18 protein-coding genes and 1 pseudogene are annotated in these 24,158 nt (G+C 43.1%); 9 read left to right on the top strand and 10 right to left on the bottom strand.

What is annotated here, in order from left to right:
- Nucleotides 1-312: 312 nt before the first annotated feature.
- The 3 genes from infC to V7K48_RS08515 all read right to left on the bottom strand — a co-directional run bounded on the left by infC (nucleotide 313) and on the right by V7K48_RS08515 (nucleotide 1,923).
- Complete coding sequence (infC, locus tag V7K48_RS08525) at nucleotides 313-846, bottom strand: translation initiation factor IF-3 (protein WP_334819963.1); 534 nt, start codon at nucleotides 844-846, stop codon at nucleotides 313-315.
- Between the two features lie 216 nt (nucleotides 847-1,062).
- Nucleotides 1,063-1,194 carry a hypothetical protein gene (locus V7K48_RS08520; protein ID WP_335071410.1) on the bottom strand — a complete coding sequence of 44 codons (132 nt, stop codon included), beginning with the start codon at nucleotides 1,192-1,194 and terminating at the stop codon, nucleotides 1,063-1,065.
- A gap of 414 nt (nucleotides 1,195-1,608) precedes the next feature.
- The gene (locus V7K48_RS08515; RefSeq protein ID WP_335071408.1) at nucleotides 1,609-1,923 is read right to left on the bottom strand and encodes a hypothetical protein; all 315 of its coding nucleotides are present in this window, start codon (nucleotides 1,921-1,923) and stop codon (nucleotides 1,609-1,611) included.
- Here V7K48_RS08515 and V7K48_RS08510 point away from each other — a divergent pair.
- The 3 genes from V7K48_RS08510 (at nucleotide 1,906) to V7K48_RS08500 (ending at nucleotide 3,943) form a co-directional block, all read left to right on the top strand.
- Entirely contained in the window at nucleotides 1,906-2,478 is a 573-nt protein-coding gene (locus V7K48_RS08510) for a tetratricopeptide repeat protein (protein WP_335071406.1), read from the top strand. The two genes, V7K48_RS08515 and V7K48_RS08510, sit on opposite strands and share 18 nt — an antisense overlap.
- Before the next feature lie 432 nt (nucleotides 2,479-2,910).
- Nucleotides 2,911-3,825 carry an alpha/beta fold hydrolase gene (locus V7K48_RS08505; protein ID WP_335071405.1) on the top strand — a complete coding sequence of 305 codons (915 nt, stop codon included), beginning with the start codon at nucleotides 2,911-2,913 and terminating at the stop codon, nucleotides 3,823-3,825.
- Nucleotides 3,800-3,943, top strand: a complete 144-nt coding sequence (locus V7K48_RS08500) for a hypothetical protein (protein WP_334970514.1) — start codon at nucleotides 3,800-3,802, stop codon at nucleotides 3,941-3,943. Before V7K48_RS08505 ends, V7K48_RS08500 begins: the two co-directional genes overlap by 26 nt.
- Here V7K48_RS08500 and V7K48_RS08495 read toward each other — a convergent pair.
- Nucleotides 3,921-4,289 carry a phospholipid-binding protein gene (locus tag V7K48_RS08495; protein WP_335071403.1) on the bottom strand — a complete coding sequence of 123 codons (369 nt, stop codon included), beginning with the start codon at nucleotides 4,287-4,289 and terminating at the stop codon, nucleotides 3,921-3,923. The two genes, V7K48_RS08500 and V7K48_RS08495, sit on opposite strands and share 23 nt — an antisense overlap.
- A 269-nt stretch (nucleotides 4,290-4,558) precedes the next feature.
- Between V7K48_RS08495 and ilvN the strand changes: the two genes are divergently transcribed.
- Nucleotides 4,559-5,077 (top strand): acetolactate synthase small subunit, encoded by a 519-nt coding sequence (gene ilvN, locus V7K48_RS08490; RefSeq protein WP_335071401.1) that lies wholly within the window; start codon nucleotides 4,559-4,561, stop codon nucleotides 5,075-5,077.
- 733 nt (nucleotides 5,078-5,810) lie between these two features.
- On the opposite strand, the gene V7K48_RS08485 is transcribed toward ilvN, so the two are convergent.
- From V7K48_RS08485 to V7K48_RS08460, 6 genes are all read right to left on the bottom strand, one after another.
- Nucleotides 5,811-6,008, bottom strand: coding sequence for a hypothetical protein (locus V7K48_RS08485; RefSeq protein ID WP_335071399.1), 198 nt, complete (start codon nucleotides 6,006-6,008; stop codon nucleotides 5,811-5,813).
- 18 nt (nucleotides 6,009-6,026) lie between these two features.
- Nucleotides 6,027-6,677 carry a DUF4435 domain-containing protein gene (locus V7K48_RS08480; RefSeq protein ID WP_335071397.1) on the bottom strand — a complete coding sequence of 217 codons (651 nt, stop codon included), beginning with the start codon at nucleotides 6,675-6,677 and terminating at the stop codon, nucleotides 6,027-6,029.
- Entirely contained in the window at nucleotides 6,674-8,032 is a 1,359-nt protein-coding gene (locus V7K48_RS08475; protein WP_335071391.1) for an AAA family ATPase, read from the bottom strand. Before V7K48_RS08475 ends, V7K48_RS08480 begins: the two co-directional genes overlap by 4 nt.
- A 261-nt stretch (nucleotides 8,033-8,293) precedes the next feature.
- Nucleotides 8,294-10,561, bottom strand: a complete 2,268-nt coding sequence (locus V7K48_RS08470) for a pentapeptide repeat-containing protein (protein ID WP_335071388.1) — start codon at nucleotides 10,559-10,561, stop codon at nucleotides 8,294-8,296.
- 9 nt (nucleotides 10,562-10,570) lie between these two features.
- The gene (locus V7K48_RS08465) at nucleotides 10,571-11,578 is read right to left on the bottom strand and encodes a zinc-dependent alcohol dehydrogenase family protein (RefSeq protein ID WP_335071386.1); all 1,008 of its coding nucleotides are present in this window, start codon (nucleotides 11,576-11,578) and stop codon (nucleotides 10,571-10,573) included.
- Nucleotides 11,579-11,855: 277 nt separating this feature from the next.
- A complete protein-coding gene (locus V7K48_RS08460) occupies nucleotides 11,856-15,332 on the bottom strand; it encodes a helicase-related protein (RefSeq protein ID WP_335071384.1) in 3,477 nt (1,158 codons plus the stop codon).
- Nucleotides 15,333-15,981: 649 nt separating this feature from the next.
- Here V7K48_RS08460 and V7K48_RS08455 point away from each other — a divergent pair.
- The 5 genes and pseudogenes from V7K48_RS08455 (at nucleotide 15,982) to V7K48_RS08435 (ending at nucleotide 24,030) form a co-directional block, all read left to right on the top strand.
- The gene (locus V7K48_RS08455) at nucleotides 15,982-16,572 is read left to right on the top strand and encodes a hypothetical protein (protein WP_335071382.1); all 591 of its coding nucleotides are present in this window, start codon (nucleotides 15,982-15,984) and stop codon (nucleotides 16,570-16,572) included.
- Nucleotides 16,523-16,837: a hypothetical protein gene (locus V7K48_RS08450; RefSeq protein WP_335071380.1), complete on the top strand. Its 315-nt coding sequence runs from the start codon at nucleotides 16,523-16,525 to the stop codon at nucleotides 16,835-16,837. Before V7K48_RS08455 ends, V7K48_RS08450 begins: the two co-directional genes overlap by 50 nt.
- An 87-nt stretch (nucleotides 16,838-16,924) precedes the next feature.
- A pseudogene (locus tag V7K48_RS08445) lies at nucleotides 16,925-22,988 on the top strand (AAA family ATPase).
- An 8-nt stretch (nucleotides 22,989-22,996) separates the two neighbouring features.
- Nucleotides 22,997-23,626 carry a response regulator transcription factor gene (locus V7K48_RS08440; protein ID WP_335071378.1) on the top strand — a complete coding sequence of 210 codons (630 nt, stop codon included), beginning with the start codon at nucleotides 22,997-22,999 and terminating at the stop codon, nucleotides 23,624-23,626.
- An 86-nt stretch (nucleotides 23,627-23,712) separates the two neighbouring features.
- Nucleotides 23,713-24,030 (top strand): NIPSNAP family protein, encoded by a 318-nt coding sequence (locus V7K48_RS08435; protein ID WP_335071376.1) that lies wholly within the window; start codon nucleotides 23,713-23,715, stop codon nucleotides 24,028-24,030.
- Nucleotides 24,031-24,158: the final 128 nt, after the last annotated feature.

The raw sequence follows: 24,158 nt of genomic DNA, 5'->3' as shown, positions 1-24,158 counted from the left end.
GCAGGGGAGCAGGGGAGGCAGGGGGAGCAGGGGAGGCAGGGGGAGATGAGGAAGCAGAGGGAGCAGGGGAAGAAATACTTCCTTGTCCCCCTTGTCCCCCTTGTCCCCCTCATCCCCCATCCCCTGGAAATAGCAAAAGTCCTGAGCAACTGAGTATTATGTTTCCCACTTAGGCTTCAGGACTATCGATTTTAGATAAATTTAAACGATCTCAGAGGTAGGGGCGGATGTTGCATCCAAACGAAAAATGAAAAAATCCCCTAGCTAAAAGTCAGGGGATTTTCCAACTTGGTCTATTAAACAGTTAGAGGATTATTTTTTGGGTGAGATGAGCATCATCATGTTTCGCCCTTCTTTTTTTGGCGCTTGCTGAAGCTCACCAAATGGCTCCAAATCCGTTGCCATTCGCTTGAGCAAATCTTCTGCTAGGTCGCTGTGTTGAATTTCTCGACCCCGGAACATCACAGTAGCTTTGACTTTATCACCATCTTTCAAAAAGCGCTCTGCTTGCTTAACACGCACGTTGTAGTCGTGTTCTTCTATTTTGTAGCGCATCTTAACTTCTTTGACATCAGCTGTGTGCTGCTTTTTCCGGGCTTCCCGCGCCTTTTTTTCCTGCTCAAACTTGTATTTCCCATAGTCCATAATCCGACAAACTGGCGGGTCAGCTTTGTCACTGAGTAGCACCAAATCTAGCTCTTTTTCTTCTGCTAGTTGTAGTGCTTCCTGTGGGGGCATAATTCCCAGTTGGGCACCGTCAGTGTCAATGACCCGAATTTTCGGGAAGCGAATTCGTTCATTAATTTGGGGCAGATCGCGAGTTCTTTTCTTCTCAATCACAGGCATTATGATTTGTAGGAGCTCTTAATGAAGGATTTGGTGTGGTCTAAATTGGTATGCCTCAAAGGCAAAATACTGAAATTGACTCAGAACTGAAAAAATAGTCTACACTTCTAGGGTAGCTAATCCATAAACTAGTTGCGTCGTTGTATTTGTCATTCTACTCACTCTGAGAGAATTTCTTTGCAATAGTTAATCTAAATTACACAACCTAGACTCATATTAAATATTATTACAATTATTTAGTAATACTTTTTGCGATGGCGTAACCGCCCACCGTAGGCGATCGCATTGAGCAGCATCATCTCTCCAGAACACCAAGTTCACAGATGCAGGACATCTAACAAAATTCATGTAACATATTATCTTACAGACAGTAAGCTTAGTACCGCAAGGCGAAAGTCACTCATTCAAAAGTCAAAAGTCAAAAGTATTATGGAATGGGCTTTTTAGGGATTTTAAATGGTTGCTCTATTTCCGCCGTGGCGTACTAGTAATATCTATAGTCAAAAACCGCTGATCAATTTACTTAGCCCAACACTACGGGCAAACTCAATCAGTATTAAGGCGGGATAGGTTGACTCAACGTCAAAACCTGTAGACAAATCTAGATTTAGATTAGCTTATGACTGATTTACCGCACCCACCTCAAGATAACCTTGTAAACAACGATATCTACGACGGGCTACGCAAAATCAACTCAAAGGGCATACCGAACGTGTCGCCAGCGCCAGTTTTAGCCCGGATGGCAAACGCATTCTCACCGCTTCAGCTGACAACACCGCGCGGGTGTGAGACATCTCCGGGAAGCAAATCGCCGAACTCAAAGGGCATACCAGCTATGTCAACAGCGCCAGTTTTAGCCCGGATGGCAAACGCATTCTCACCGCCAGTTATGACAACACCGCGCGGGTGTGGGATATCTCTGGTAAACAAATCACCGAACTCAAAGGGCATACCAGCTATGTCAACAGCGCCAGTTTTAGCTCGGATGGCAAACGCATTCTCACCGCCAGTGATGACAAGACCGCGCGGGTGTAGCGGGTTGACAATCTTGATGAACTGTTGTCTCGCGGTTGTCAATGGCTGAATGATTATCTTGTCATCAATCCTAAAGACTTGGAAACACTAGAGGTCTGCCAAAATAAATCTAACTTAATAGCAGCAGCACCGTTTTTAGTTCAAGAAGGTGAAAACGAAGCTAGAGAGGGCAATATTGACAATGCAGTTGCAACCTTTCACACAGCCTTCAAATGGAATCCCAGTTTAAAATTTAACCCCAAGGTAAAAGCTCAAGAGTTTGCTAACAAAGAAAAGGCGGAACGTTTGATTGGTGAAGGAGAGAGAATTGTGAAAGAGGGTAATGTCAAGGAAGCACTAGCAGATTACGCAGATGCCAAAAAGTTAGATCCAAAAGTTGAAATCTCTGCCAACTCTTGGAACTCACTTTGCCGATACGGTAGCTTACAAAAACAAGCCACTGATGTCATGTTTGCCTGTGACAAAGCCGTTGCCCTTGCTCCTGAAAACGAAAAGGGCAATAATCGTGACAGTCGTGGACTGGCGAAGGCGCTGACAGACAACACCCAAGGAGCGATTACTGACTTTGACGCATACATTGCCCAGGCTGAGGATTAAGATAGTAAAGCACAACGGCAGCGCTGGGTGAAAGATTTACGGGCGGGGAAGAATCCGTTTACAGATGCAGAGCTTGAGAAGTTACGGAAGTAGTTTTAACCTCTTTCCAAACCTCTCCCCTCTTAGTATGGTGTACGCACAAGTCTTCTAGAGTTGCACCATAGACTTTTGATCCCCCCAACCCCCTTAAAAAGGGGGGCAGAAACTTCTCAAAGTCCCCCTTTTTAAGGGGGATTTAGGAGGATCTACAACGATTTTGGTTTTGCACAGATATCTGTGTACACCGCAGCCTAAGAGAGGAGAGGCTTTGAATCTTACTCCCATTCCCTTGTAGGGAAGGGGCTGGGGGTTAGGTTTTGCTTGGTTTTTCCACATAAGGTAAAAAATCAAAGTTTTATAATAGAATTTCACGCTGATGAATTAGAGGGGACTGTGACCACTACACTACACTGGCAGGAACGGGTTGGTAATCAAAGGGATTGGGTTTGGCGCGGCTGGCAAACCCGCTACACTTACATTCGCCCTAGCCAAAATCACCACAAAACAACACCCCTGATATTGCTACATGGCTTTGGCGCTTCCATTGGTCATTGGCGACATAATTTAGAGGTGTTGGGTGAACATCACACAGTCTACGCCATCGATATGTTGGGTTTTGGCGCTTCTGAAAAAGCCGCTGCTAATTACAGCATCGAATTCTGGGTTGAGCAGGTTTACGATTTCTGGAAAACATTTATCCGTGAACCAGCAATATTAATAGGCAATTCCAACGGTTCACTGATTTCTATGGCCGCCGCCGCCACTCACCCCGACATGGTGCGGGGTATGGTGATGATGAGTTTACCCGACCCTTCACTAGAGCAAGAAGCAATCCCGCCTGTGCTGCAACCAGTCGTCAGAGCAATTAAAAATATTGTTGCTTCGCCGTTGATTCTTAAACCTGTGTTTAACTTCGTGCGCCGTCCTGGGGTGCTGCGTCGCTGGGTAGGTCTTGCCTACGCTAATCCAGAGGCGATTAACGATGAACTCATAGAAATTTTAGCAGAACCTCCCCAAGACCGTGGTTCTGCTAGGGCTTTTAGTGCTTTGTTCAAAGCTGCGATTGGGATTAACTTTAGTCCCAGTGTCAAGAAAGTATTACCAACCTTAACAATTCCAATGTTATTAATTTGGGGAGAAAAAGATCGGTTTGTTCCCCCAGCCTTAGCTAGCCAATTTGCCCAGTACAACAAGAAGTTGGAAGTGCTGAATTTGGAGAATGTAGGGCATTGTCCCCATGATGAATCTCCAAAACAAGTAAACCAAGCTATTTTAGATTGGATTGAGAGACGGGTTGGCGATCGCTAACCGTTGGTTATTCCCTGAATATTATGCAATGGGAGCGATCGCGTCAGCTAGTACCTTGACCACGATTGAATTTCTTAATTTTAATTCCTTAACACCTAGCCAATCGTCGCTTGGTTAGTGTCAACATCTGTAGCCCCATTCACCGAATTGGCTACAGAAATCATTTTGTTGAGAATTTCTTGACTGGGAACTATACCCTTCAATACTACAGTACTGCCTGTCTGAGCAACCCAAAGGGAATTAACATCCTCGAGTTGGGGGTCTTCATCAAATGCCAACGCTACCCGCTTTGCTAAACCACTTTGGTCATATTCTCCGTTTAATCCCACGCGTTCTGGTGGTGTGGATTGCGTAGAATTAGATGCAACGTTACTAGTCTCAGCTTCCGGTATTGCCTGTGCAGTTGGATTTACTTCTGCATTTTCAGGTTTTTCCATTCCAAATAATCTTTGTAACCAACCCATAAAAACTTTTCTCCGATTAGAGGCTTATCAAATCTGAGTATAAAGGCTTTACAAAAATACCGCATCTGCCAATAAAAAGATGTGCATTCAGTCAAATTCCTGCTTGCAGTATGATTTGTGCCCAATTTTTCTCTAGGAATGCAATGAGTGCAACTATTAAGTTTAAAATAGAAGGTCGCACTAACTTTTTTAGTGCGGTAGTCCGTCTAGCGTAGCCGTTAGCTAGTGTCTGCGTTACTCAATTCCTGCTCTAGCCTCTGTTGGCGAAGATGAAACATACCCTTTCAGTTCTGGTAGAAGATGAGGCGGGTGTTCTTTCCCGCATTTCTAGTTTATTTGCGCGTCGCGGCTTTAATATTGAAAGCCTTGCTGTTGGCCCTGCTGAACAAGGAGGAGTCTCTCGAATTACGATGGTTATACCTGGTGACGATCGCATTATCGAGCAACTCACCAAGCAACTGTACAAATTAGTCAACGTCCTTAAGGTACAGGACATTACCGAAACTCCTTGCGTAGAGCGGGAATTGATGCTTTTGAAGGTGAATGCTAGTAGCAGCAATCGCTCAGAAGTGATCGAACTGTCTCAAATTTTCCGGGCGCGAGTCGTGGACGTGGCGGAAGATTCTCTCACCTTAGAAGTTGTGGGAGATCCAGGTAAAATGGTAGCGATCATGCAGGTGTTGCAAAAATTTGGTTTGAGAGAAATCGCCCGCACTGGCAAAATTGCTCTGACTCGTGAGTCGGGTGTGAATACCGAGTTACTCAAGTCTTTGGAAGCAAAAGTTTAGTTGCGAACTTAGGTTGACCGAATCTGGGCTGACTTTTAGTTTAGCGATCGCCAATCATATTTGCAAAAATCTGCCCAGACAAGAACTGCTCAAATTGCAACATTCAAAGCTAATTATCCTGAACCTGACAAGTCTATTTGGGAGGCATTTCAAGAATATTTTTAGCGCCTTGTATGCTTCCTTTTTTGACTAAGATTGTATCTGATCAACGATAGTAGGAATTGAATGCGCTCCACAGACAATCTTTTCAACATCTCCCGAAATCGATAAATGATTTAACTGGCGATCCATTTTCCTCAGTCACTCTTTGCTGAAACTGAGGAAACGGCTGAGTGCACGAATAGCAGGATGGTAAAGAGGATTTAAAGCTTTTCCCCAAATTAAAAAAAATGCAAATTGTAAACGCAACAGTTTAAAACAAAGTTAGAGAAAGAGCAGGTTAGTTTATGCAAGCCAACGCATTCACAAGGCGGCCGCCGCATTCACAATGTAAGCCAACACATTCACAAGCCGGCCGATACATTCACAATGCAAGCCGATGCATTAACAAAGCGGCCGCTGCATTTACAATGCAAGCCGATGTATTAACAAGGCGGCCGCCGCATTTACAATGCAAGCCGATGCATTAACTTAACTTTGTAGTGCGATCGCCTAATTTTCTACCAACACCAACACTCTTCAACCGCTGGTGTGTAAAAAATAACAATACTATATATAGTTTAAGAATTTGGTATTATGTGTCATTCCGCAAAACCCTAAATGGTTGATTATTACTTTCCCATGTACGAATGTCCAAATAGAGTTGTGTCTGGCGAAAGTAGATTTCTTCGTAAGCAAGCCGCAAATTACGCTCAAGACTATTCGGTTCAACATCAGCAGCTTTATTAGAGCCAAGCACTTTGCGTAAGCCAATGGACAGAATTTCTACCAAATCATGACCACAGCAGATTTACCAAGGATCATGATTATTGCTTTTCTGAGTCTTGAGCTGTTCTCGCAAATCTTCGTCTTTCAAAGAGTAAGCTTGGGATTTATTCTTAACCTCTTGAATCAGCTTGATTTCATCAATTTGCAAAGTTTGCTCATCAAGGAACTTGCTAAATTTAATACCATCAAAGGTTAGGTTTAGTCCTTCACACTTAGAGATCCAAAGCAAATAACCTACCGATATTCCAAGTTCAAGTAATACTGATCTTACGTCTCGATTAAATTTGCCAATTTTCTCTTCAGAAGCAAACTCAGCAAGTACTTTGTTAAATGCTGGTGAGTTAATCAGCATAGTTTCAAGGTCATGGCTGTCGGTGCAGAGCAGATTATTACTGGTGTATAACAAAGTTTCAAGGCGATCAAAATCTGCATCGACAATCGCTAAAACTCCCTGAAAATTTGATTGTTCCAAAATTTTTAAAATGTCAATAGCACACTGCTTACTTGAGGGTTTTCCTGATGTTTCGACTAACTCACAAACTAATTTGTCAACAAATCGCTGATAGAAAGTTTTATCAGAACTTCCTTCCACTAATAAAAAAGTTCCAGTATATGTGCTTCTTCGTAATCGTATTTGGTTAGCAACACGGTCAACTGTCAGAAAATCTTTCACTTTTGTGGCCCTTTCAATTCAACCGTCAAATCCCAGCGATCTTGAATGATATCTGGTGAATGAGTAGCCATTAGTATATTTAAATCTGCAAGCTGTGTAATGTCTTGCAAGTCTTTTAAAAACTGAACCTGCCATCCTACATGAAGAGATAATTCCGGCTCATCAATTAAAACTAGAGAGTTAGGTTGAACTTTAAATAGTAGTTCATATAGAAGAACTAACTCATGTTGCTCACCAGATGATAAATCTGTCGGTGAAAGAGCTTTTGAATCAGATAAAGAGGAATTGTAAAGTGTAGTGAAAACGAATCCCTTGTCTTTACTAAAGTTTATCTCTTTATAAGAATAGGCAAACTTATTATTAATAATCTTCCTTAATAAATCAATTTTACTTGCAATTTCAGCAAAAACACTCAGCTTCTTTTCCACATCTTCAACATATACTGATAAAGCATTTTTAGTACTTTTATCTATATCTTGAGGCTGAATTTGAAATTCTGCATCTTCATCTTTATCCAAAAGACCTACTTCTATGAGACGAGAGCGAGTCGCTTCAAGTTCGTTTAATTGATGACGAAGTTGTTCATCTGTTAAATCTGTGGATGGCTGTTGCTTAACTACCCTAACTGGAAAAGTCCTGTCAAGAGATTGAGATGTTGTACCGTATTCCTTAAATTTATCTTGCATCAGTTTAGCAAGTTCATCAGAATAGGCAGATACAGTGGATAACATTGAAGGTGTTTCAGCAGACCGTTTGGAAGAACGGTTAGGAACAAAATTAAGCAACCGTTGTGATTCAATGAGGCGAATAGGAATATTGCTTTTCAATTTTTCTAGCCAATCAGGTTTTTTTTTTAACTTCAATTTTAAAGAAGATAAACCATCATAAACCTCTTCAGAGTCTTCTGAAGAAAGAGTTCTTTCAGTAAAATAATTCCTGAATAGTAGAGGATATATTTGTTCGCTTTCTCGTATCATATCATCTGAGCCATAACTAATAAAAACTTCTCTATCAGAACGAGTATTTAGTTGCTTTAAAGCAAAATAAAATGGTTGTGAATCATGTTTATAAAACTTGAAACCAATATTATTCGTTTCTGAGTCTTCTACATTCTCAGAATTTTTGATTATTTCAACAATAGTAGTATCATCAAATTCAACTCTAAAATTTCTAAACGGTATAGCTCTCAAGTCTGCGTATCGAGAGTTAAAAAAACTATTCAAAATTCTTAATATGGCTGTTTTTCCAAAACCATTTGGGCCATGAATAATGGTGATTCGTTCATTCATGTTCAATTGAATCACATGGTCAAAAATTCCAAATAAGCCACTGACAGAAATTTGCTTAATTCGCATAGTCATTTAGTCCTATAGGCATTGGCTTCATGATTTTGATTGTAACTTCTATCTTTCTCTAGAAAGCACAGGAAACCAGAGTTTGAATTTCCGAGTGCCCCAGTATACCTGGTTGTGTTAGTCAAGGTCAGAGAAGAAGCCATCGAAAATATTAAGGATGCGTAGAGGCTTGTCGCCAGACATCACAACTTGCCTTCAAGTTCGTGCAGAACTTGGTTTACAGTTAATGAATTCATTGCCGCTATCTAACCGCGTGGTAAGCTACTTCAGATAAATCAGCAAATTCAATCCTGGAATTGTGCGGGAAAGTGTCCACAAAACTAGCGTGATGTAAATTACACCCAAACTCCATTGATACCAAGCAAGTGCAGAGATGATACCTGGTAAGTGTTCGTCTCGCAGGCGAATGTCGTTAAATCCTAATTTAAGTAAGTTATTGAGGCTAAAATCATAGTAGTTGAGCCAGTTCCAACGGCGATCGCACAACAAAGGCATATATCGTTCCCGAAATGTCTCATTTCTTGGTATCACTGGTAAACGTCCAATCAACAATCGTAACTGACGAAATGTGCCGTCTTCTGTGAAGTAAGAAACGTCCATTAAATCGTGATAACGACCTTGTTGGTAAAGTCTAATTAATAAAGCCATTGGAACGGGGACAATAATAATTAAAAGACACCCCAATGTCAGCCAAGGTTGTTCAGCATTACCAAAGATAGCTAGTAAGCTCAAGAATTCTAAAATGCTAAAACTGACTAATATCGAAATGGTTTCGTAGGATGTAGGAATAATTGGTATGGGATGTAGCCGACGATAGCGATCCACTAGCCAAAATAGTAAGCCGAAATAAGCGATCGCAACTCCTCCCACGCCAAACACTAACCAAAAATTCGTACCATAGCCACTCAACAACAGCAATACACTTAATGCCAACCAACTCCAAGCTTGCAGTAACCAGTCACCGATGGAAAGGGATTCACCAACAATTAAGTGATTACTCAGTTGGGTATATTTTTCTAAATCGATGTCTGCTAAGGTGAGTAACTCAGTGCTGTTGCGAAATGATTTTAACAGACGGCGGTGGGCGATCGCTTCGGCTTGAGTTGTAGAAAAACCCAGGTTAATCAAACTTGCAACAGTTGCACTATTAATATTTATAGCTGTGAGACGACGCCCCAACTCTATTAATCGCAGTCGTTGTTTTGTGAATTCTAGTTCATTAGCATCAGCAACTTGCTGTTGCTGACGGAAATTTTGCCCCAAATTCCGCAAGATATTTTGATTACCTTGCAATGTTGGGATGCAGAACATCTTACCAATTTGACCAGGATTACCTAAAATTTTTGCTTGGTTGGAGTTAAAAGTTAAACCAGGTACGCTTAAACAAGCCTCTGTAGCAAATCTGGCATCACTAAAATCTGCTTGGTTGAGAATGCTTGCCCCTTGCAGATTTACAGATTGGTTAAACTCCGCTTCCCGGAAGCTCACAGCTTGCTCAAAAGTCGCTTCTGTTAAAAGGAGGAACTGATTAAAATTCGCTTTAGTAAATTGTGCTTGATTGGCAAAGCGCACATCAGAAAAATCAGCATTTCCTTGCCACTGCACACTACTAAATTTAGCCAACTGCTTAAAAGTTGCTTGGTTAAAGTTGACAGTCTTTTCAAATATGCTGCTTTGAAAATTAGCAGGTTCCTGAAATTTGGTTTTTTTAAAATTAGCTTTTTCAAAAAAAATACTGCCTTGAAAAATGCTTGCTTGCTGGAAGTTAGCACTGCTAAAGCTGACAGGACGACTGAATCTAGTTTCAGTCCAGTTAGTGGATTGAAGAAAAGTGGCGTTTTGGGTATCCACAGACTGAAGGAAAAATGTATTAGAGAACTTCACTTCGCCATTGAAGCGAGTTTGTATCAGTGTCAAGACACCACGAAAGACAGCGATTTCACTTGATGGAGTTGACTGAGTTGCCAAAAGCGATCGACAATCTTTGGAGTTGGGTAAAGGGATCGCGAGTGACTCCAGACAAACCAAGCGTAAACGTTCTAGTTCTTTTTGTTCGGTAGCTGTGAAAATGGGTGCCCAGACGCCTCTTGTAGAGAAGGGTTTGTCGCCAGACATCGCTTGAGCATATAAGGGTGTTCTTAAACCCAAATCGCTACCGACAAAATCCCCCAAAATCAGGGCATAGCTGAGGTCTAAACCCAGAGGTTTTGCACCTAGTTCTTTTCGTAGTAGTTGGTAAAAAGCATCACGAAAGCTAGCATTCTCTGCTCGTAAATCAATCACCATCTTCTGCAAATCTACAGTCAAATTTCCTTCGCGGAGTATCGGTGTGCGTAGTCGCGCTTGTAATAATTCTAGGGTTAAGGGTGTGCGCTCTGGTTGTGCCTGTGCTGCCAAAGTAGGTAGGGAGAGGAAGAGGAGAAGAATTGATAAAACGCAAAGGAACGCAAAGGAGCGCAAAGAGACCTTTCCTTGTACCTTTGCGTTTAACGTCTGCGTGCCTATGCGTTGAAAAAATAAATTATGCAAATTGTTCGATCATTCATCGCTAATCAGCAGAACAATTTTACCCGCCACAGACCCGCTTTCAATTAATTGGTGGGCTCTAGCTGCTTCTTTCAAGGGAAACTTGTGACTAACGTGGATTTTTAACTTGCCTTCATCGATCCAGGTGGCACATTGTTCGAGAATTTCTGCATGGTGTTGGAGGCTCTGCTCTAATCCTAGCAATGCTGGTGTTAGCATTAATTCTAAACCAATGCGGAGATTACGTAGTCTAGCAGTTTTCCAAACAGTATTGGCATCTGGTTCGAGAATTGTCACAATATCGCCATATACTCGCACTGCGGGGAAAGTTTTGTGAAAGGTTTCGCCGCCTACGGTATCAAAAGCTAAGTCTACGCCTTCACCACCAGTCCAATCTAATACTGCTTGCACAAAGTCTGTTTGTTTGTAAAAAATTACATGGTCTGCACCGAGTTGTTTGACAAAATTAGCCTTTTCCTCAGAACTGACTGTGGTAGAAACAGTAGCACCTTTGAGTTTCGCCAATTGAATTGCTACATGACCGACACCACCAGCACCCGCATGAATCAAAACCCGTTCCCCAGGTTCCAATCGTCCCCGTTCATATAAAGCTTCCCAGACGGTGATTAATACTAAAGGGGCTGCTGCTGCTTCGGCAAAGGAGATAGACGCGGGTTTACGTGCCACAAACCGCTCATCCACAACGGTATATTCAGCATAATTTCCTTGGTGTGCGCCCAACCCACCATAGCAAAAATATACTTCATCGCCTGGGCGAAAACGCTGAACACTAGCACCTACCACCTCGACTATACCTGCACCATCACATCCTAAAATTGTCGGCAGACGATCGGGGTAGAAAGTGCCTCGGCTACGAAGTTTAGTGTCAATAGGGTTAATGCCAGCCGCCACTAAACGTATTAATAGTTCAGTATTACCTACAGGAACAGTAGGGTTTGGCACTTCCTGTACTTGCAGAACTTCCGGACTGCCAGCTGCTGTCATCAAAATTGCTTTCACAACTCTTTCCTCCTGGCTTTAGATGCACGTTCATTTGCAACTTTAGCGCAAGAGGGTAGATACAGAGCTATGTCTGAAGGAAAACTGCGATGTCTCATAACAAAGCTGTTTTTAGTCAAGCAGAAATACTTACTCTAACTCTAGCTTTGGTCTATTTTGAAGGTGCGCGCCGCATATGGACTCCTAGCGACAAGGTGCGAAATACCTACGTATTTCTAACGCTCTTGTGAAAACGATTTTTAGATAAATGAGCGATCGCACTCAATAATTTCAGGTATTATTTATGTGGTTGTTCTCCTTGATTCCAAAGTTTCTGCCAGTTGTAATTCACACTTATTACTGCAAAATCTGGTGGTTGATAAAAGGGATTAACTACATAACGGATACCGCAGTTTGCCTCAGACCAATTTCCATATTGAGGTACTTCCACCAATGCCAAGATAAAGGCATCTGGCTTATTCAGCGCTGTGAAAATTTCGTTTTTCGTAACAGTTACTGTATCAGCACCTGAAATACGTCCCTTGACTTCAATAAACCTTAGCTTACCTGTGCTTAAAATATGTGATTCAATATCGTAACCACACTTTTCTGCACTCACGTCTTGCGGTTCAAATCCTAATGCTTTTTCAGCTGCTATTACCGCTTCCATAGCCAGTTTTTCGATTCGCTCCTTTTCTGTGGCAAAAGTGCTTGGAACAACTGGTTTATCGCCTTTCAAACGACGAATCAGACCAATCGGTACAATCAATGCACCACCAACAACCAGCGGCGGCTGCGGTAATAATTGACGCTCCTTTTCTAACTCTTCTAGCCGCTTTTGCCGCCGTGCCGTAATTTCCTCTACCTTGCGATGAGCATTATCATAGCTGAGTCTGGCATTCTGTTTTCCGGCTCGTTCTTTTTGTTGCCATTTTTCTGCTTGAGACTCCCAGTAATTGATTTCTTTAGTAAGCCGTTCTTCTACAGCTTTTATTGTCTTAGTGATCCGCTCTGTCCGGCGCTGCTGGACTTCCCGATAATGTTGGGGAACTAAATATTTGATTGCATACTCCTGCGCTTGTTCATCAATCCCTCTCTGTAAAATTGAAGATTGCTCGACTAATATCTGGGCTATTAGGGATTGCTCTGATTCATCTAATGGTCGGTAATCGAGATAGGGAGCGTAACCTGCATTGTGAACTTGCCCTTCTGAGTCAATCTCTACATATTGCATCTGCTTGGACACATCGCGGTAATTGCCATCTTTGTTAGTACGGGCATCTTGAATTGCGTGTTCCAAGTAGATTAGAATGCGGGCTTGCTCACCAAAGTCGTTCTCATTTACAAGAATGCTTCCTTGTTTTAACAAGGTACGGTGGCGTTCCAACAACAAGTCACGGATGGCATCTAACAGCGGATGACCCGGACAGATAAACTCGGCAGCAGGTTTATTCCGTAGGTGGATCAGCTCTTTCTTAAAACAAATGTCGCTATAGGTTTTAGATAATCTATTGCGGATATCAACTGGAGTAAAAGTGACTTCGTAACGTCCTGATTCTTTTTCTTTTATTCTGCCACCCAATTGCCCAAAGGTTTGTAAGAAGAATTCAGTTATAAAGTATGGTTGTAGTTTACGGGTTTCAATCCGCTCTATGTCCTCACGAATTTGACGTATTTTGGAAAGATCCATAGATTCATAGTTTAGTGACCGCTCATCTAATAATTTCCGAAGGCGCTCTATTTCAAGACCAGCCTCAGCTTGGGATAATCGCTCTTGCACATCTTGTCGGTTCCCATAGCGGATCGCATCAATTAACAGTTGCCGTAGTTCCTCACCATTGATAGCCTCTCCTAAGACATCAAATACCTTACCGCCCAGAGCTTCTCGCGCAGTTTCTAGTTTTTTCAGCAGCGTTTTGTAAACCTCTCCCTCTCGTGTATCCTCAGCTACTAAGTTCCATAGATGACAGACTTCTGTTTGTCCAATCCGGTGAATGCGGCCAAAGCGCTGTTCTAAACGATTGGGATTCCAAGGCAAATCATAGTTTACCATCAGATGACATGATTCCTGAAGGTTAATACCTTCACCAGCAGCATCGGTAGCCACTAAAACTAGCACATTAGGGTCATGATTAAACGCCGCCTGTGTTCGCTGACGTTCCTCTAGTTGCATACTACCGTGAATTGTCACTACAGCTTGACAACTTATCAATTTGCTCAACCGCTCTACCAGATAATCTAGAGTATCGCGGTGTTCTGTAAAGATAATAAGTTTGCACCGATTTCCCTGAGCATCAAACATCTCTGGGTCACTTTCAAATAGTCGTGAGAGTTCTTCCCATTTACGGTCTGGTTCACCTGAGTTTACCTGTTGCGCTAGCGTTTCTAATTGCCGCAGTCGCTCAATTTCTGCCTGTAGTTCTGCAATAGTTTGCGCTGTCGTAGCTTGATCTACAAACTTATTTTCCAACACTTCTAGCTCTTTACTTGTTAACTCCTCTATATCATCCTGATCAGTGTCAAGTGTTGCCTCGTTCTCTATTTGCTTGTCACGCAATTTTTCTTCTAACCGCTGCCGCCACCGTTGCAAAGACTGGTAAATTGCTTTTGGGGAAGATGCCAACCGTCGCTGCAAAATTGTGAGGGCAAAACCTATAGTCCTTCTGCGTCTAGACTCCAGTGCCTCTGCACGGTTGAATTCTTCCCGCACATACTCTGTAACTTGTTGGTAAAGACGGTTTTCTAAGTTTGAGAGAGTATAGTTGGGAGAGTAGGCTTTGCGTTCTGGAAGTAGCTTTGTACCGTCTAAATTTACCAAGTCTTCTTTGACCGCCCGCCGCATCATATCGGAAACATCGGTAGGATGAACGCCAGTACGAAACTTTCCTTCAAAGCGATCATGGTCGATTAAAGACATGAACAACTGAAAATCTGCTTCTTTGCCATTATGAGGTGTAGCAGTCATCAGTAAAAAATGTCGGGTATGATCAGACAACAGCCTTCCAAGGTTATAGCGTTGATTTGGCTTCACTTCACCCCCAGAGAATGAGGCGGACATTTTGTGAGCTTCATCACAGATGATTAAGTCCCAATCAATTTGCTTTAAATCTTCTTGGAGTTTTTTGTCCTGGGGTGATTTGTACCTTTTTAACTTGTCCACTCTAGCGATCAGTAAGGGCATTTTGTTAAAAACATTGCCAGTATTAGCTGCATTGATATGACTGTTTGTGAGAACTTCAAAATCTAGCTCAAATTTTTCTCTCATTTCTTGTTGCCACTGATCTACTAAATTACCTGGAACGACAATTAGGCAGCGTTGCAAATCGCCTCTGATAATTAGTTCTTTAATAAGCAATCCTGCCATAATAGTTTTGCCTGCGCCTGGGTCATCAGCCAGCAAAAAGCGTAAGGGCTGGCGGGGTAACATTTCTGCGTACACCGCTGTAATTTGGTGAGGGTAAGGCTCTACTCGTGAAGTGTGAATGGCGAGAAATGGATCAAATAAATGAGCTAGTTGGATACGGTAGGCTTCCGACACTAGGCGAAATAATCCACCATCTGCATCGAATCTCCAAAGAGATTTTTGGCTTATAATTTCCAAAGTTGGCTCATCCCAACGAAATAGCACGCGACTTCCTGTGCCACCACTGTCATCTCTATAAATGACGCTCACAGCATCTGATCCGTGCTGTTCGGCATCTACTAATGTGACAATACTGTTTGGCAAGATACCCTTGACCTTAACACTGCGCTTCAAATCCTCAAGTTGAGTCATGATTGAGATGCTTCCCTTTTAGGTAATATTGCTATTGTCAATCAAAGCTCTTTTAAGCAGTCGTTCACCTCGTTACTAATATGTAAAAGCGTAGATGTCGAATTTTTAATGTACTGGCTTAACTGAATAAGCGTCTGCAAATATTGAAAATAGAATATTGATTGTATGTTGGAGTTACACAAAGAGTGTAATTGCACCCTCATCCCTTATCTCACAGTGCAATGTATGAAGACTTGTTCCACTTTGATGTGCCGTGGAACCCGTCAAGGATGGAACAGCGTAACGGACATGAATTGTCAAGTGCCAGGAAGAATCTAAGACAGTGCAGTTGTCTCTTCCATTCATAGAGGAACAACGTCAATTGGATGCAGACCGTCGCCATTAGGAAAAACGCCTTCAAGCGATCACAGTTGAACTAATTTCAGAACCAGACCGCATTGAAGCTGCTTACAAAGTAAAAGCAGTGCGGGCCCTGCCAGTCGGCGTAATTTATTTATGGCCGATTTCCGGCTAGAGGGAGTGTAAACAATGGCAAACGATCCAGAAATCTGTTTACATAAAGAATGGTTGGGCTTTCTCCAGCCTGTGGGGTTGGTAGTGTCTCCCCCGGCATTAGTCAGCAGCCCAAGCTGTAGTTAACCGCAATGTGGTGGAACTGCAACAAATACTACAAGAAGTTACTCGTTACGAAGCTTTGCCTGAAGATATAGAAGGCGATGCTGAAGGCTGGCTACGCCTACGCTTTGGGATTACTGATTTTTCTGCTTTTACTATCAATGTTTTGGGTTGGCAGGCAGAAGATTTAGTTGCCAGTCCAGAGGAATTAGCGATCGCACTACCAGATTACAACGAAGTCTTGACACCCACTTATGCAGTACCCGACCCTAATGGCAGTTGGATGATGTTGGTACAGGTGTTGAGTCCTGGTACTGAACTCAACAATGCAGGCGCGGAGGATAGTAAATCTACTGGTTGGCACGCTAGCCCCCAGTCTAAGTTTGAGCGTCTTTTAAAAGAAACCAAAGTTTACACCGGGCTATTATGCAACGGTACAGAATTGCGTTTGGTTTATGCACCACTTGGTGAGTCATCGGGACATCTCACCTTTCCTGTACAGGCAATGTGTGAGGTATCTGAGCGGCTGATTTTGGGTGCAATGGAGATGTTGCTCTGTGTTGAGCGACTGTTTAATGTTCCGACCGATCGCCGTTTACCTGCAATCCTGGATAAAAAGCCGTAAATATCAAAACAATGTCTCTATCAAGCTAGCAGAGCACCTGAAGTCATTCGATTATTTGCCTGCTGAATGTGAGCAGATGCGGCTTTTTTGCGATCGCCTGAGTCGAGCGTATTCGAGTTCGCTGGAGGAGTCAGTGCAGAAGTTTTTGGAAATGCTAGGCAAGCTGAAGCGACCGTATTTAACTGCTGTGGAAGGAAAAGTGTTGAGTGTTTTGGAGTCGGAAATTAAAGTTCAGTTATCAATCTTTTCTCAAACTTATTTTTGATGGGAGCAAACAACAAGTAATTATTCTCAGAATGAGAATTGGTGTATAGTTTGAGTTATGCCAGATTATCCTCTCAAGAGTTGCTCTATGATTGCTCTACCTGGTATTACCATCCAAGACAAGATATATGAAAGTTCTAATTCTCTAGTTTATCGAGGCATCAGAGACGATGGAGTAGGGATCGTAGTAAAAATGCTCAAGCAAGATTATCCCTCACCTCAAGAATTAACCCGTTACAGACAGGAATATAAAATTACCCGTTCCCTCACAGTGGAAGGAGTGGTGAAGGCATACAGCCAGCAAGACTATCAACGCACTCTGGTAATTCTCTTAGAAGATTTTGGGGCAGAGTCCTTAGAGCAATGGATGCACAAGCGTCCAGATATTTTGTGCCCGATGCCTTTATCGATTTTTCTAGGTTTTGCGAGCACTATTTGCGAGATTCTAGGCAGAATCCATGCAGCCAATGTCATTCATAAAGATATCAACCCTGGAAACATAGTCCTCAATCTGGATACTGGCGTTGTCAAAATTATTGACTTTGGAATTGCCACCCAATTTAATCGCACGAATCCGACTTTCAAGAACCCTCATGTTTTAGAAGGAACCCTCGCCTACCTGTCTCCAGAGCAAACCGGACGGATGAACCGTTTGCTCGATTACCGGACTGATTTCTACTCGCTGGGCGTAATGTTCTACGAACTGCTCACCGGACAACTACCGTTTCCCACCACAGACGTGCTGGAGCTAGTCCATTGTCATATTGCTAAACATCCTATGCCGCCGCATGAACTGAATACTGCGATTCCTAGAGCTGTTTCAGAGATTATTCTCAAACTGATGGCGAAAAATGCGGAGGATCGTTATCAGAGTGCTTGGGGCATCAAAGCAGATTTAGAAGTCTGTGCTCAACAGTTAGAGACGATGAGTCGAATTGATTATATTCAACTGGGCCTGCAAGATGTTTGCGATCAGTTTTATATTCCTCAAAAGCTGTATGGACGAGAAGCAGAGGTTGCAGTATTGTTGGCGGCGTTTGAAAGAGTGGCAGGGAGAGAAGACGGCGACTGCCGAACTGCGTCTCCCGAAATGATGTTGATCTCTGGCTATGCAGGAATTGGAAAATCAGCACTCGTGCAGGAACTCTACAGACCAATCACAGCAAAGCACGGTTATTTTATCTCTGGTAGAGTTTGACCAATTTCAGCACAATATTCCCTACAGCGCCCTAGTGATTGCCCTGCGAAAATTGATGCACCAACTGCTGGCTGAACCAGACGAACAGTTGCAACTATGGCGATCGCGTCTGCTCACAGCATTGGGCAGCAACGGACAACTGATTATTGATACGATCCCGGAAGTAGAATTGCTGATTGGTCGGCAACAATCTGTACCAGAAGTTGGAGCAACTGAGGCTCAAAATCGGTTCAATTTCATTTTCCAGAAATTTATTAGGGTGTTTTGTTCAGAGTCACAGCCGCTAGTAATCTTCCTTGATGATTTGCAGTGGATCGACTCAGCCACGTTGAAGCTAATCGAGTTAATACTGCTAGATGAACAGACTCAACATCTATTTTTGATTGGGGCGTATCGAGATAATGAAGTGAATCCAGACCATCCGTTAGAATTAAAGCTCTTAGAACTGCAACAACAAGGGGCAGTGCTTCAGGAGATCGCCCTTAAACCTTTAACGCTGAAGCCGTTAAGTCAGTTGATTGCCGAGACGCTACATCACAACACTGATACTGTACGCCCCTTAGCGGAATTAGTGTTGCATAAAACAGAGGGCAATCCTTTCTTTGTGAGCGAGTTTCTGAAAAACCTCTATGCCGAAGATTGTTTGACTTTTGACCCTCCTCAATCCCCTGCCAGTTGCGACAACGGGGGAAACCCCACGCCAGTCGCCTCAACGGAGGGAACCTCCGCACGGCGCTGGCTTGGCAACGCACTAACTCCCCTTACTAAGGGGGGAAGTAAAGGGGGGTGGCAGTGGAACATGGCTCAGATTGAAGCCCAAGCGATTACTGATAATGTAATAGATCTGTTGTTGCTGAAGTTGAGGAAATTGCCAGCCCCAACCCAGCAGATGCTCCGTTTAGCCGCTTGTGTTGGGGCTGAGTTTGATTTAGAGACGTTGGCAACTGTCTGTGAGCAACCAGTTAAAACAGTTTTCTCAGCGTTACTGACAGCGATCCAAGATGGATTCATTCAACCGCTCTCTGAGTTAGACGAAAACTTGTTAATTCAAGAGTATAAGTTTTTACATGACCGAGTACAGCAAGCCGCCTATGCTTTGATTGATCAGTCGCAAAGACAAGTGGTTCATCTGCAAATTGGTCGCAATCTCCTCGAAAAGTCATTGCCAGAACAAATATCAGAACGGCTGTTTGAAATCGTGGATCATCTCAATCATGGAATTGAGCTAGTCACCGAGCAAGCAGAGCGAAATACGATCGCTAAATTGAATTTGCTGGCAAGTCAGAAAGCAAAGGCAGCGATCGCCTACAGTGCGGCAAAAAAATATTTAGCCACAGGCAGAGCATGGCTAACAGCGTCTAGCTGGCAAACCAACTATGATCTGACCTTAGAGGTATATCTAGAAACAACAGAAGCAGAGTACTTATGTGGTGATTTTGAGCAGGTGGAATACTGGAGTGCGATCATTCTGCTACACGCTAAAACAGTTCTTGATACTGTGAAAGTTTACGAAGTCAAAATTGAAACAGCTTTTGCACAGAATCAGCTACTAGAATCGATCAATACAGCATTGCAAGTGTTGCAGCAACTAGGGATCAGTTTTCCCGAAAAGCCAACTCAGTTAGATATTCAGCGTGAATTAGACATCATCATATCCCACTTTCAAGAAACGCTGATTGAGAACTTGAGTTATTTACCGAAAATGACTGATTCTAATCAATTGGCAGCAATGCGAATTTTGTCAAGGATCACGATTTCTGCCTATTTTGCTGCTCCTGATTTAGTGTCTCTACTTTTATTTAAACAGGTTAATCTGTCCATACAATATGGCAATGCATTTATATCTCCCTTTGTCTATAGCAGCTTTGGCGGATTAATCCTTTGTGGAATGGTGAGAAACATCGAGTCTGGTTACCAGTTTGGACAGTTGGCTCTCAAGCTGTTGTCAAAATTCTATACTCATGCACTTAAAGCACGGACATTGTTCATTATCAATTTCTTCATTAGACATTGGAAAGAACACGTTAGAGAAATAGCCGAGCCACTCTTGGAAGTCTATCGAAGTGGGTTGGAAACAGGAGATTTAGAGTTCGCTGCCTATGGTGCTTACGCTTACTGTCTCCAAGGCGTTATTGTCAGTAAGGAACTCGTAAAACTTGAACGTGAGATGAGGACATACACTGAAGCAATTCGTCGTCAAGTTCAACAGAAAACAGCACTCATTCATATTCAAATATTACAGCAAACGGTATTGAATTTGATGGGGCGTTCGGTTATGTCAACCCATCTTATTGGAGAAGCTTACAACGAGGAAAAACAGCCACAACATGAACTAAATAGAATTTCAATTTTTCTAGAATCTTTCAGCAAACTTGTCCTATGCTATTTATTTTCGGAGTATGCTCAGGCAGTAGAAAACTCAGCTAGGGCAGAAAGTCATTTAAGCCAAATAAGAGTGACCCCCACTGTTCCTGTGTACTGTCTCTATGACTCTCTAACAAGACTGGCAATATACGTTAGAAGTAGTACTCAAGAGCAGGAGGAAATTCTCAAGAAAGTTGCCCTTAGCCAAGAGAAGATGAAGCAATGGGCACAGTATGCGCCAATGAATTATCTGCATAAATATCATTTAATCGAAGCAGAAAAAGCGCGAGTTTTAGGTCAGTTGCTTGAGGCAGAAAAATTCTACGAACAAGCAATTCAAGGAGCTAGAGAAAACGAATATATTCAGGAAGAGGCATTAGCATATGAATTAGCTGCCAAGCATTATCTAGCGCGAGGTCTGGCAAAGTTTGCTCAACTCTACATGAAGGAAGCCCATTACTGTTATGAGCGGTGGGGAGCAACGGCAAAGGTTAAAGATTTAGAAACTCGCTATCCCCAGTTCTTTCCTCAGTCGCCTAGCATAGACTCTACACCAATCCGCACTACTGCTGGAATGACCTCTAATGCGCCGCAAGTTGCTTTTGATTTAGCGACGGTAATGAAAGCATCACAAGCGATTTCCAGTGAAATTGAACTGGAGCAATTGCTTCATTCTTTAATGCTGATCTTAATTGAGAATGCTGGGGCACAAATGGGATGCTTGCTTTTGGAAAATGCAGGCGAATGGAAAATTGAGGCTGCTTGTGAACTCAATGAGGGTGAGCAGGTTTGTCCTACACGAGTAATGCGATCAATTCCAATGTCTGATCGCTTACCCGAATCGATTATTCAATATGTGATTCGGACGCATGAATCAGTCATCTTAAATAATGCAGCTTGTGAAGGCACTTTTATTAATGAGCCATACATTCAACACTACCAAACTCAATCGATTTTTTGTCTACCGCTACTCAATCAAAGTAAGCTCGTTGGTGTGTTATATCTAGAAAATCAATTAGCAACTGGAGTATTTACACCAGATCGATCGCAACTTCTGAATCTACTCTCCACTCAAGCAGCGATCGCGATTGAAAATGCCAAGCTCTACTCAAACCTACAGAAGAGTGAAAGTAGAATGGCTCAATTTCTAGAAGCAGTTCCAGTAGCCATTGCAGTATTGGATGCAAGGGGTCACCCTTATTACGCCAATCAACGGAGAATTCAGCTAGTGGGCAAAGGTGTCGATCCTGCCATAACACCAGATCGGTATGCAGAGGTTTATCAGTTTTATCGGGTGGGAACAAATGAAAAATATCCAAGTGACCAACTGCCAATTGTCCGTGCATTAAGCGGTGAACGTACCACGGTTGATGACATGGAAATTCGCCGAAACGACATAACTATTCCAATTGAGGCATGGGGAACTCCAGTTTTTGACGAACAGGGTGACGTGGCTTATGCAATCGTAGCTTTTCAAGATATTACAGAGAGGAGACAAGCGGAGAAACTGTTAACTGAATACAACCTTACTCTGGAACTTCAGGTGGCAGAACGAACGGCAGCTTTACAGCAAAGCGAAGCAGAGCTGCGCGATGTCTTCGACGAGCTTCGCTTACGAGAACAGGAATTACGACTGATTGCCGACGCTCTACCAGTTCTGATCAGCTATGTAGATGGCAATCGGTGTTATCAATTCATCAACCGTGCCTATGAGGTTTGGTTTAACCGTAGCCGCAATGAAATTCTCGGCAACCCTGTTCGCCAACTTCTCGGTGAGGCGGTTTATCAACGGGTTGAGCCGTACATTAATCAGGTGTTTGAAGGGCAAACTATACCTTTAGAAGCAGAAATCCCTTTTCCGCTTGGTAAGCGGTGTATCAGCGCGACCTTGATCCCTGATTTCGATGACAATGCTCAAGTGAGAGGCTTCTACAGTCTGATCACAGACATTAGCGATCGCAAACGAGCTGAGCACGCTTCCATTCTGGAAGAACGCAACCGGATGGCGCGAGAAATTCATGATACACTGGCTCAATCCTTCACAGGTATTCTGCTTCAGGTTGGAGCAGCAACACAAGTGCTGGCGGATGACCCGGAAGCAACCCAAGTACATCTGGAAATGATTGAGGAACTAGCACGCGCTGGGCTGGCAGGGGCACGGCGATCCGTATCAGCACTCCGTCCGCGGCTACTAGAAGAAGGTAATTTAGAGAGTGCCCTGCATCGGATTGTGGCTCAAATGCGATCGACGACCGACACGGCTCTGATTTGCGAAACTCAGGGTACAGCCTATTCCTTACCAACCGAAGTGGAAAATAACTTACTCAGAATTGGGCAGGAAGCATTAACCAATGCGATTAAATACGCTTGTGCTGGCGAAATTCGGGTTGAGTTAGTGTACAACGAGACACAGTGTATCTTACAGATTAAAGACGATGGCAAAGGCTTTGGAGTGGGTAGCATTCCTTTGAGCGGTGGGTTTGGCTTATTAGGAATGAGCGAACGAGCAGAGCGTATTAGCGCACAACTAAGGATTCAAAGCCAACCAGGTCAAGGAACAGAAATTATTGTCACTATCAATCGAGAGTGAGAATTATAATGAGCCAATCCACTACAATTCGAGTGCTGATTGTTGACGACCATGCCATTGTCAGAAAGGGATTGGCAACCATCATTAACCGCGATCCAGAAATGACAGCGATCGCTGAAGCGGAAAATGGGCAACAAGCGATCGACGCGTTTCGAGAATACCAACCTGATGTCACACTAATGGATTTACGAATGCCCAAAATGGGAGGTGTTGAAGCCATTATGGCGATTTGTGCTGAATTTAAGCAGGCTCGAATCGCGGTACTCACAACCTACGATAGTGATGAAGACATCTATCGCGGTTTACACGCGGGTGCTCAAGGCTATCTGCTTAAGGATGCTAAACCTGGCGAGCTTTTGAATGCGATTCGCGCCATTCATAATGGTCAGAAATATATTCCGCCAGAAGTGGGCGCAAAATTATTGCAGCGAATGAGCAATCCAGAACTGAGTGAACGAGAGTTGGAAGTGCTACGTTTGATGGCACAAGGAATGGGTAATCAGGAAATTGGGACTGCTTTGAGTATTGGTGAAAGCACTGTCAAATCGCATGTGAATCGCATTTTGAGCAAACTGGGAGTGAGCGATCGCACACAAGCTGTGATTACTGCTGTTAAGCGTGGGATTGTCAGTTTGTAAGTGCAGGAAAAGGGCAGGGCCGTAACCTTTTTGTAAATCTTGTTAATGTATAATTTTTACACTAGCCAAACAAAAGGATTTCTGCAATGGCTGTTTTTGCAATTTTTACCTACGAAGTCAAGCCAGGGCGGATGAATGATTTCATGGCTAAACTGGGTGAAGCAGCCAGTCCCAAGTTCAACAGCGAGGTCATGCCTCAATCAGTGCGCCTCTTTCGTAATGCCGTTCCTGGCCCTGATACCAATTCGCTAATTCTCGTTATTGAGTATGAGGATATGGCCCTGTATGGCGCACGCACCGCATTTGAGAATCAAAACGCGGAATGGAAGCAATTATTCAGCAGTCAACCGGATTCGCCGGAAATCCTCCGCTCGGTGAAATTGCTTACGGAGTTTCAGCCGTAAGCAACCAACAACGACCCAATTGTTCATCAAACCTAACCCTCTTCTGTCACTTTCCGGAATAAGCAAGTAGTAAATAAGCTAAATCATCCAGAAGCATAACAGGGTTTAAATTGATTCATGGCAGCAAT

This window comes from Nostoc sp. (assembly GCF_036919615.1).
Classification (GTDB): domain Bacteria; phylum Cyanobacteriota; class Cyanobacteriia; order Cyanobacteriales; family Nostocaceae; genus Nostoc.
Note: the sequence above shows the minus strand (reverse complement) of the source record. Positions and strands in the feature narration are given on the sequence as shown.